We start from the raw sequence: 9541 nt of genomic DNA, 5'->3' as shown, positions 1-9541 counted from the left end.
CGCGCCCTATCGTCCAATGACCCCGCGCGGCTGTCATCCCATTTCGGATATGGCTGAAGCCGCGCAAGCGAAGGCACTGCCTTTACGATAGCGCGTGCGTCGGCTGGCCGGGAAAACGCCATATTTTGCCATACTGGACCAATCGGCATGATATTTCCTGCTGCCGAGTGGCATTGCTTGCACTGGTTCTTGTTCGGCACGCTGTAATCTACCGACCGCTCGTTACCCGAATGGGCAAAGGTGACGGGTACCCTGGTGCCGCCGACGCGCAAGTCAGCATCTTTGCCATCCGCGCGCCACACATAAGGCAAGGCAACCCAGCCCTGCGCCTGATGCAACAACACCCGGGTTTCAATGACATTCAGCCCACCAGACTTTGCCGGATACCCAAAGCTTTTGATAAGTGCGCTACCGACGGGGAAGATCAGCTTTCCGTCTGCATCCGCACCAATTTGGGTGCCCTCAGGCACATAAATGAAACGTTGTTTTGCGGCATAATCGCTGAACAGCGGGGTGCGCAATTCATAAGGTATCAGGCGGGGCGATGGCCGCGCTGCGCCGCCGTCGAAAAATCCGAAGGCTGATAAAGTCGCCGGACTTTGCGGACCAGCGATGGCAATAGCTGCCGGATCATCCGACGCAGCCGAAGTGGCCACAGCCGCTGCAAAAGCCAGCACAAACGGCACTACAAAACGCATTAGCGGATGGCAGCTTCCATTGCTTCAGGTAGCACAATCGCTGGCAATCCGGCAGGCCGCGATGTTGCACGGGCCAATGGCGCCGGTTGCGCCATTGCGGTGTCGGCGGCAATGTCTTTCAGCCCAAGCGATAGCGCGGGGACATCGTCCTGAATGACCGGTGTATATTCGGATCCACCAGCGCCATCCCAGAATATCGCAGGGAAGCTTCCGCCCATGGCGGCTGCAATTTCGGCTCCGCCGCGAAATTTGGGGTCCCACCCTGCCCGGCTATGCTGGTTGTCCCAGATACTTACCTCGCGCGGTAACGGGTCATATTTTGGATCTTGAAAGGGAAAGCGATAGCCAACGATCATGACGTTGGTCGTGCCGTTTTCACCAATGACATTGTCAAAGATTTCGACCCTGCGGTTGGCCATAACCATGACTCCCGTTCCGGTCGGAACGTTGGCCACGATATTCCCCTTCGGCGCAAAATTTGGGGTCATGTTGTTGACGATGATATTGCCGAATATCCGGACATTATGTCCGCCCATTTGCGGCAAATTGGGTAGGTCGAACACCAAAACGCCGCCCGTATTGCGGGTCGCGATATTATCATGAACATCCGCGTCGAAGCTGTTTTCGATTTCAATGCCCGCGACATTTTCAACCGCCGTTGAATGGCGCACAACGATATTGCGCGACTGCCCGACATAAATGCCCGCATCCGACGCACCGCGCACGAATACCGAGTCAATCAGGACATCTTTGCTTTCGACTGGATAGATCCCATATGCGCCATTGGTGGTCAATGGGCCGCCCGTCCATTCAACGCGCAATTTGTAATAGACGATACGGTCCGCACCCTTTGATTTGATGCCATCGCCCTTGCTGTTCTCCACCGCAAAGTCTCTCAGCACAACATCATCGGAAGTTACCAACAATCCCTCGCCTGCGCCCTGCTGACCGGAGAAATCAAGGATGGTTACTGAACCGCCCTGCCCTTTTACCGTCACCTTGTTGACGTCAAGCGAGAGCCCGTCAGACAGCTTGAAGCGCCCTGCGGCAAGCTCAACGACATCGCCAGGCTCCGCAGCAATAAGTGCCTCTTGCAAACGCTCTTGCGCGCCTTCACCGGGCGAGACGGCGATAGTCTTTGCCGAAGCAGGTTGAACGAGCGCGCAAAATGCAGCGCCAACGAATAGCAGCTCTCTTATCCTCATCGGCGCAACATGCCTTAGAGAATGATAAATGCAAGCGGGATTAGGCGTGGCTGCCCAATTTCCGATCAACGCCAGTTTTACGCATATTCGTTGCCCCTGACGTGAAACGAAAACCGCCCCAAGATTGCTCAGGGCGGCCTTTGTTCATAGATAGCGTGAAGTGACCTAGTGCTGCAAGGCCTTCACGATATCTTCGCACATCTTCTTGGCATCCGCGAGAAGCATCATCGTTTGGTCCATGTAGAACACATCATTGTCGACGCCGGCATAGCCCACGCCGCCCATTGAGCGCTTTACGAAGAACACGGTCTTTGCCTTGTCGACATCAAAAACCGGCATGCCGTAAATGGGCGATGTTTTGTCGGTCTTCGCCGCCGGGTTCACAACGTCATTCGCACCGATGATAAACGCGACATCGGTTTGCGCAAATTCGCTGTTGATGTCCTCAAGCTCGAATACCTCATCATAAGGCACCTGCGCTTCGGCCAGCAGCACGTTCATATGCCCGGGCATGCGTCCAGCAACCGGGTGAATGGCATATTTCACCGAAACGCCCTGTTTCTTCAGCACATCGGCCATTTCGCGAAGGATATGCTGCGCCTGTGCAACCGCCATGCCGTAACCTGGTACGATGATAACGCTTTCGGCCTGCTGCATCATATAGGCAGCGTCTTCCGCCGAACCACGCTTCCATGGACGCTGTTCTTTCGCAGGGCCACCGGTTGCGGCTGCTTCCGCACCAAAGCCGCCAGCGATAACGCTAATGAAGCTGCGGTTCATGGCCTTACACATGATGTACGACAAAATCGCGCCAGACGAGCCCACCAAAGCGCCGGTGATGATCATTGCTGTATTGTGCAACGTGAAGCCCATGGCCGCCGCTGCCCAGCCTGAATAGCTGTTGAGCATCGATACCACGACAGGCATGTCCGCGCCGCCGATTGGGATGATAAGCAAGAAGCCAATCACAAATGCGAGTGCCGTAATCGTCCAGAATATCCACGGGCTTTGGTCAACCGTGAAGTAGCCGATGAGACCCAAGATCGCGGCCAGCGTACCCAGATTGATCACATGCCGCATAGGCAACATGATTGGCGCACCAGACATCTTGCCAGCGAGCTTAAGGAACGCGATTACCGATCCGGAGAATGTAATCGCACCGATCGCGATGCCAAGGCCCATTTCAACGCGACTGACGGGGTTAATCAGGCCATCCGCGCCGTTGATGCCAAATGCTTCAGGGTTCAAAAACGCGGCAGCGGCAACAAGCACTGCGGCCATACCGACAAGGCTGTGAAACGCAGCAACCAGTTGTGGCATATCCGTCATCGCAATCTTGCGTGCGGTCACCCAACCGATACCGCCACCGATAAAGATTGCGCCCAAAATTTCGGGCAATGACGCAACTTCATGCGTTACCAACGTCGTCACGACGGCAATCAGCATGCCGGCCATTCCGAAACGGTTGCCCTGCTGTGATGTCGCTGGCGACGAAAGCCCGCGCAAAGCGAGAATGAAAAAGACGCCCGATATCAAATAAGCGAGCATCACCCATGCGGGAGGAGCAGCATGTTCCAACTTAACGCTCCTTTTTCTTGTACATTGCGAGCATGCGCGCGGTAACCGCAAAGCCACCGAAGATGTTGACGCTTGCCAGCGCAACCGCAATCAGACCCAGCCATTTTGCAGTCGGCGAACCACCTGCTGCCGATGCGATCAACGCGCCCACAATGATGACCGAAGAAATTGCGTTCGTAACCGCCATCAACGGCGTGTGCAGTGCCGGTGTAACCGACCAAACGACATAATAGCCCACGAAACACGCCATCACGAAGATGGATAAAATTGAAATGAAGTCCATTATTGCCGCTCCCATGAAGCAATCGCGTCGGCCGCATTATCGCGCATCGCCATGTCTTTGCCGACTGAATATCCAAACACCACCACCACAGCCAGCGCGATCCACCAACGATTGCGCGAGGTTACCTCCCTGACATCAATTCCAATCATGAAAGTAGGCGATCATTCACGACCTTGCCATCTTTGGTCAGGCGAATGGCTGCAGTAATTTCGTCGTCATCAGGCAGTACTGGCCTGCCCGCTTCCTTGTCCCAAAACGCAGATAGGAAGTTGTACAAATTGCGCGAAAACAGTGCGGATGTATCCGCGGCCAAATGCGCCGGTGTGTTGGAATAGCCGACAATTTTAACGCCGTGCTTGACGACGATCTCATCTGGCTTTGAACCTTCGACATTTCCACCTTGCGCGACCGCAAGGTCAAATATCACCGAACCCGGCTTCATCGTCGCAATTTGCACATCCGAAATAAGACGCGGTGCAGGGCGTCCCGGAATCAACGCCGTCGTGATAACGATATCTTGCTTGGCGATATGTGCGGAGACGAGTTCGGCCTGCGCCGCCTTATACTCATCGGACATTTCGGTCGCATAACCACCAGCGCCCTCACCTTCGATGCCGGCGACATTCTCAACGAAGATTGCCTTCGCCCCGAGCGATTCGATCTGTTCTTTGGTCGCGGAACGAACGTCGGTTGCCGAAACCTGCGCACCCAAACGACGCGCTGTTGCAATGGCCTGAAGCCCTGCAACGCCAACACCCATGATGAACGCCTTTGCCGCACTGACGGTACCAGCAGCAGTCATCATCATTGGAAAGGCGCGGCCATAAACAGAGGCTGCTTCGATCACAGCCTTGTAACCCGACAGGTTGGACTGCGACGACAAAATGTCCATCGACTGTGCGCGCGTGATGCGCGGCATGAATTCCATGGCAAGCGCATCCACGCCAACCTTGGCATATGCATCAACGCGGGACCGCTGACCAAATGGGTCAAGTCCCGCAACGAGCCAAGCGCCCGCCTTCATGCCGACCAAGGCCTTGGGGTCAGGCCCTTGAACGCCAAGGATGATGTCAGCGTCCTTTAGAACCGAAGACAGGCTTCCGACCGAAGCGCCTGCGCTTTCATAATCGCTGTTACCGATAGAGGCCGCGGCCCCGGCGTCATTCTCGACGGAGACCGAAGCCCCCAATGCGATGAATTTTTTCACCGTTTCGGGCGATGCGGAAACCCGCGTTTCGCCTGGAGCGGTCTCTTTCAGTACAGCAATCTTTACCACTTAAGCCGCGCGGCTAGCGATGATGAGGACCACCAAAGCGGTGACAACAACGGCGGCGACAGTGCCCCATTTGAACAATGCGATAAAACCGGCATAGGTTTCTTTTGCAGGTCCCAAGTCGTGATCTTGTGCCAAAACAGCCTCCATATAAACTTTTATTACGTTGCAGCCTTAACTTGTGATTTTCCAATGCTCAAGCGGCATAGACAAAGAAAATTCATGCGCTGCTTAATCGGGTCTTTACCCATTTGTCGTACCATGGCCGTCCATGAACATTGGCGGACAGTGAATGCAGGAACGAGAAACCAGATTGTTGATGCTTGTCGACGATGAACCTGCCCAGTGCAGGCTCGTGTCGGCGATCGCATCACGGGCGGGATGGAGGACGGTTTTTGCACGTGATGCAGAAACCGCGATCGCGATGCTCGGCACGCAAGATGGCATGATGCTGGACGCCATCATCCTCGATCAATGGGTCCCGAGAGCGGATTCTGCATCCCTGATTTCGGAACTCAAATCGCGTCGCCCTGCACTCCCGATCCTGTTGATGACCTCCATCGGCTCGAACGAAGCCGCAATCGATGCCATGCGCGCCGGTGCCTCTGACTATATCATCAAGCCCGTCGCCCCCGAACGCCTGATTGCGGCGCTCAGCATGGCTGCGGACAAAAGCAAAGAATTGGGCGAACTCCACCCGCTGACCGAGAAAATTACGCAGCCATTGGCGTTCGAAGAAATCATCGGTTCCGCTCCAGCATTTCGCACAGCGCTTGCCATTGCCGCAAAGGCGGCGCGGAGCCGTGCGCCGATCTTTATCGCAGGTGAGCATGGCGTGGGCAAAGAGGTCGTTGCCGACGCCATCCAAGCCGCAAGCCCGCGCGCGAAGCTTCCCTATCTCAAAGTCAATTGCGGCGCGATTTCATCCACCCTGCTCGATTCCGCTTTGTTCGGGCATGAAAAAGACGCTTTCGCTGGCGCCTTTGACCGGCGCATCGGTATATTTCAGCAAGCTGAGGGCGGGACGGTGTTTCTGGATGAGGTGGATTTGCTGCCCCCCGAAACACAGATTAGGTTGGTGCGCCTACTCACCCAAGGTGAAATCTCCCCTCTCGGTGCCGCACATAGCTACCGGATTGATGTCCGCATTTTGTCGGCCAGCAACGCGTCATTGGCGGACAAATTGGCCGACGGTGAATTTCGCGAAGACCTTTATTATCGATTGAATGTGGTGCAACTGACCATTCCGCCTCTGCGTGAACGGACGTCCGACATACCCGCGCTTGCCCGTCATTTTCTTGGCCGCATGGCAAGCCAGCCCGGGCTTCGCAGCCTTGGCATCACCGATGAGGCATTGAATATGCTGCGGGGATATGACTGGCCGGGCAATGTCCGACAGCTGCAAAGCGCGCTGTTCCGCGCCGCGGTCCTATGCGAACGTGATGCCCTTACGCCGGAAGAATTTCCCCAAATATCGGCGGCCGTGGGCGTTACGGGCAATGGCGGATCGGGCGGTGCGGGCACCAATGACGGCATCGGCGTGACGCTGTACGAAAACGACGGCAATATGCGTCCGCTCGAAGAAATCGAGGCGGACGTCATCCGGCTGGCGATAGGGCATTATCGCGGCAGAATGACCGAAGTCGCCCGCCGCCTCGGTATTGGACGTTCGACCCTGTACCGTAAGCTCGCCGACCTTGGGATCAGCGACGCGGCTTAAGCGTTTTTGCCGAGCAACGCCTGCGTAATCCAAAATCCAGCAAGCGACGCCGAACCCGTCAAAAACGTACCCCAGATGATGTCGAGTATGGTGACTTTGGTGCTCCACACTTTCAACGTGGCAAAGTTCGTCAGATCATAGGTCATATAGCAAAAGAAGCCGAGCATCGCGCCCCACAGCAAAGCCGTCTGCCATTTGCCCGAATGCAGCGCAGGCCCCACGGCAAAGATCATCATGCCCAATATATATAATATATAGAATATGATGGCTGGCCCCATGCGGAACCCGCCCTTCATCAGCAGCTCACCAATCTCTGGCTGGTAAAGGCGCGTGTACATATTGCGCAGCCAAATGCTGTCGATCATCGCGAACGCAAGCCCGGTGGCGATGTAACCAACTATATATTTCAAGAGCATCTTGGTTCCTCCCTGAACATAAACTGTTGCGTCACGGTGCCCCTGTCAACAAGACAGCTAAATAACGGTAGCTTAGGCACTTGCGGTCAACGCTGCATCGCGCAGCCCGCGCCATACCTGCACGGCTTGCACCGTTTCGGCGGCATCATGCACCCGAATGATATGCGCGCCTTGTTCAACCGCCTTCATCGCCAGGAAAATGGAGCCGCCCAAGCGGTGTTGCGCGTCTGCTTCATTGGACAGCGCACCGATCAAACGTTTCCTGCTCGCGCCAAACAATATCGCGCAGCCCAATCCATGGTAGACAGACAGATTATTAATGATCGCAAGATTTTCGGTCAGTGACTTGCCAAAGCCAATGCCCGGATCAATGAGTATTTTATCGCGCTTAATGCCCGATGCTTCAACGGCAGCGATGCGTTGCTCCAACCAATCAAAAACGTCGCAAACAACATCGTCATAGACCGCGTTTTTATGCGGGTCACTGCTCTGGCTCGGCGCGTGCATCAGAACAACGGGAACATCGCTGACGCGTGCGACTTCAAGCGCCCGATCGTCATATAGCAACGCAGAAATGTCGTTAATCATCGCCGCGCCAGCGCGAACAGCGCCCTCCATGACCGAGGCTTTACGCGTATCGATGGAAACCGCACTCCCTGCCCCCGACAATCGGTGGATGAGCGGCTCCACGCGGGCAAGTTCATCGCCTTCCCACACAAGTGGCGCGCCGGGGCGTGTGGATTCCCCGCCAATGTCGATAATCGAAGCCCCTGCGCTCGACATCGCGAATGCAGCTTCGGAGGCGACTTCTACGTCAACATTCTTCCCGCCGTCTGAGAAGCTATCGGGCGTGGCGTTAATGATGCCCATCACATGCGGCTGATCCAGCCTGATGGTCCGCGCCCCCATTTGTAGTGCGGGCCGGGCCGAGGTGATGCGCTCGAATAATATGGCCGCCTTTTGCCGCTCTCCATCAGGAAGTGCGTCCGCAAATTGGTCCCATTGGCGGACGGATACCATCTGCCGATGCGTTGATGATGCGGTCCGTTGGATAACTTCAAATTGCGAGAACCACAGCATATGGCCCGCAAGCCGCAAGCATTCCCCTTCGTGCCGCTGGGGGCTTTCCACAAAGCCGGTGGGACGAAGATAGATTTTGTTCATGGTTCCGTGGCGAGCAAATAGGTTTGGCGCAGATCGTCAATCGGCTTCAACGCCCCGTCAGCTGCGGCATAATGCCAGTATGTCCATCCATTGCAGCTTGGTGCATTTTGGATGGTCGAACCCACCTTGTGGATGGAGCCATCAACGGCCCCGCACAGGATAGACCCGTCGGCGCGAACAACCGCCTCAAAATTACGCTTCCGGTCAAAGATTTTCGTACCGGGGTTCAGATAACCAGCCTCAACCAATTGGCCAAAGGCGACCTTTGGTGCAGACTTTGGCGACTGCATGGTTTTGATAGCGCTTTCGTCCAATGGCAGTGCGGCGGCGATACGCTCTTCAGCGACTTCGCAATAAACAGATTCGCGTTCGCAACCAATCCAGTCACGACCCAAACGGCGCGCAACAGCGCCTGTTGTGCCTGTGCCAAAAAATGGATCAAGCACGACGTCGCCGGGTTTCGTGCAAGCAAGCAATATGCGGTACAGCAGAGCCTCTGGCTTTTGCGTTGGGTGCGCCTTGGTACCATTGCGCTTCAACCGTTCTTGTCCGCCGCAAATGGGGATCAACCAGTCAGAACGCATCTGAAGTTCATCGTTTAAAGTCTTCATTGCACGATAGTTGAATGTGTATTTCGACTTCTCGCTTTTCGATGCCCAGATCAATGTTTCATGCGCGTTGGTGAAACGCGTGCCTTTGAAATTCGGCATCGGATTGGACTTGCGCCAGACGATATCGTTCAAAATCCAGTATCCGGCGTCTTGCACAGCGGTGCCGACGCGGAAAATATTGTGATAGCTGCCGATCACCCACAATGAACCATCGGGTTTCAAAATGCGCCGCGCTTCAGCAAGCCATTCGCGGGTGAACTTGTCGTAAATGGCAAAGCTGGCAAACTTGTCCCATTCGTCATTTACGGCATCGACCTTGCTGTTATCCGGACGCAGCAAATCCCCGCCGAGCTGAAGATTATAGGGCGGGTCAGCGAACACCATGTCGATTGAACAATCGGGCAACGAGCGCATGGCTTCAATGCAGTCCATCCGCAAAATCTGGTTGCGCGGCAGGTCATGGACCTCAACCGCCTTCGATTTTACTGCTGGCCTGATTTTCTCGATGACGCCCACGGCTCACTCCTCAAAACTGAATGAAACTGCGATGAGTCAGCGCGGGGGTAAGGTCAAGGACGTTCATAACATAAGGA

The 9541-nt window shown here is 55.4% G+C and carries 11 protein-coding genes; 1 reads left to right on the top strand and 10 read right to left on the bottom strand.

What is annotated here, in order from left to right; genetic code table 11:
- The 7 genes from ACIQ5B_RS02410 to ACIQ5B_RS02380 form a co-directional block, all read right to left on the bottom strand.
- The coding region (locus ACIQ5B_RS02410; RefSeq protein WP_397597623.1) for a hypothetical protein at positions 1-698 on the bottom strand (698 nt) is incomplete at its 3' end.
- Entirely contained in the window at positions 698-1903 is a 1206-nt protein-coding gene (locus tag ACIQ5B_RS02405; RefSeq protein ID WP_397597622.1) for a parallel beta-helix domain-containing protein, read from the bottom strand. The genes ACIQ5B_RS02410 and ACIQ5B_RS02405, both read right to left, overlap by 1 nt.
- A gap of 165 nt (positions 1904-2068) precedes the next feature.
- Positions 2069-3451, bottom strand: coding sequence for an NAD(P)(+) transhydrogenase (Re/Si-specific) subunit beta (locus ACIQ5B_RS02400; protein ID WP_395628432.1), 1383 nt, complete (start codon positions 3449-3451; stop codon positions 2069-2071).
- A 31-nt stretch (positions 3452-3482) separates the two neighbouring features.
- On the bottom strand, positions 3483-3764 hold the full coding sequence (locus tag ACIQ5B_RS02395; RefSeq protein ID WP_183940531.1) for an NAD(P) transhydrogenase subunit alpha: 282 nt from the start codon (positions 3762-3764) through the stop codon (positions 3483-3485).
- Positions 3764-3913 carry a hypothetical protein gene (locus ACIQ5B_RS02390; protein ID WP_397597621.1) on the bottom strand — a complete coding sequence of 50 codons (150 nt, stop codon included), beginning with the start codon at positions 3911-3913 and terminating at the stop codon, positions 3764-3766. Before ACIQ5B_RS02390 ends, ACIQ5B_RS02395 begins: the two co-directional genes overlap by 1 nt.
- The gene (locus tag ACIQ5B_RS02385) at positions 3910-5040 is read right to left on the bottom strand and encodes an NAD(P) transhydrogenase subunit alpha (protein WP_397597620.1); all 1131 of its coding nucleotides are present in this window, start codon (positions 5038-5040) and stop codon (positions 3910-3912) included. Before ACIQ5B_RS02385 ends, ACIQ5B_RS02390 begins: the two co-directional genes overlap by 4 nt.
- Entirely contained in the window at positions 5041-5175 is a 135-nt protein-coding gene (locus ACIQ5B_RS02380; protein WP_395628427.1) for an aa3-type cytochrome c oxidase subunit IV, read from the bottom strand.
- A 154-nt stretch (positions 5176-5329) separates the two neighbouring features.
- Between ACIQ5B_RS02380 and ACIQ5B_RS02375 the strand changes: the two genes are divergently transcribed.
- Positions 5330-6757: a sigma-54-dependent transcriptional regulator gene (locus tag ACIQ5B_RS02375; protein ID WP_397597619.1), complete on the top strand. Its 1428-nt coding sequence runs from the start codon at positions 5330-5332 to the stop codon at positions 6755-6757.
- On the opposite strand, the gene ACIQ5B_RS02370 is transcribed toward ACIQ5B_RS02375, so the two are convergent.
- The 3 genes from ACIQ5B_RS02370 to ACIQ5B_RS02360 all read right to left on the bottom strand — a co-directional run bounded on the left by ACIQ5B_RS02370 (position 6754) and on the right by ACIQ5B_RS02360 (position 9464).
- Positions 6754-7173 carry a DUF2177 family protein gene (locus ACIQ5B_RS02370; protein WP_397597618.1) on the bottom strand — a complete coding sequence of 140 codons (420 nt, stop codon included), beginning with the start codon at positions 7171-7173 and terminating at the stop codon, positions 6754-6756. The genes ACIQ5B_RS02375 and ACIQ5B_RS02370 overlap by 4 nt on opposite strands.
- 72 nt (positions 7174-7245) lie before the next feature.
- On the bottom strand, positions 7246-8337 hold the full coding sequence (gene folP / locus ACIQ5B_RS02365; protein ID WP_397597617.1) for a dihydropteroate synthase: 1092 nt from the start codon (positions 8335-8337) through the stop codon (positions 7246-7248).
- The gene (locus tag ACIQ5B_RS02360; protein ID WP_324477192.1) at positions 8334-9464 is read right to left on the bottom strand and encodes a site-specific DNA-methyltransferase; all 1131 of its coding nucleotides are present in this window, start codon (positions 9462-9464) and stop codon (positions 8334-8336) included. Before ACIQ5B_RS02360 ends, folP begins: the two co-directional genes overlap by 4 nt.
- Positions 9465-9541 lie beyond the last annotated feature (77 nt).

This window comes from Sphingorhabdus sp. (assembly GCF_044374345.1).
In the GTDB taxonomy this organism is placed as follows: domain Bacteria; phylum Pseudomonadota; class Alphaproteobacteria; order Sphingomonadales; family Sphingomonadaceae; genus Sphingorhabdus_B.
This window is presented reverse-complemented; position numbering and strand designations above follow the sequence as displayed.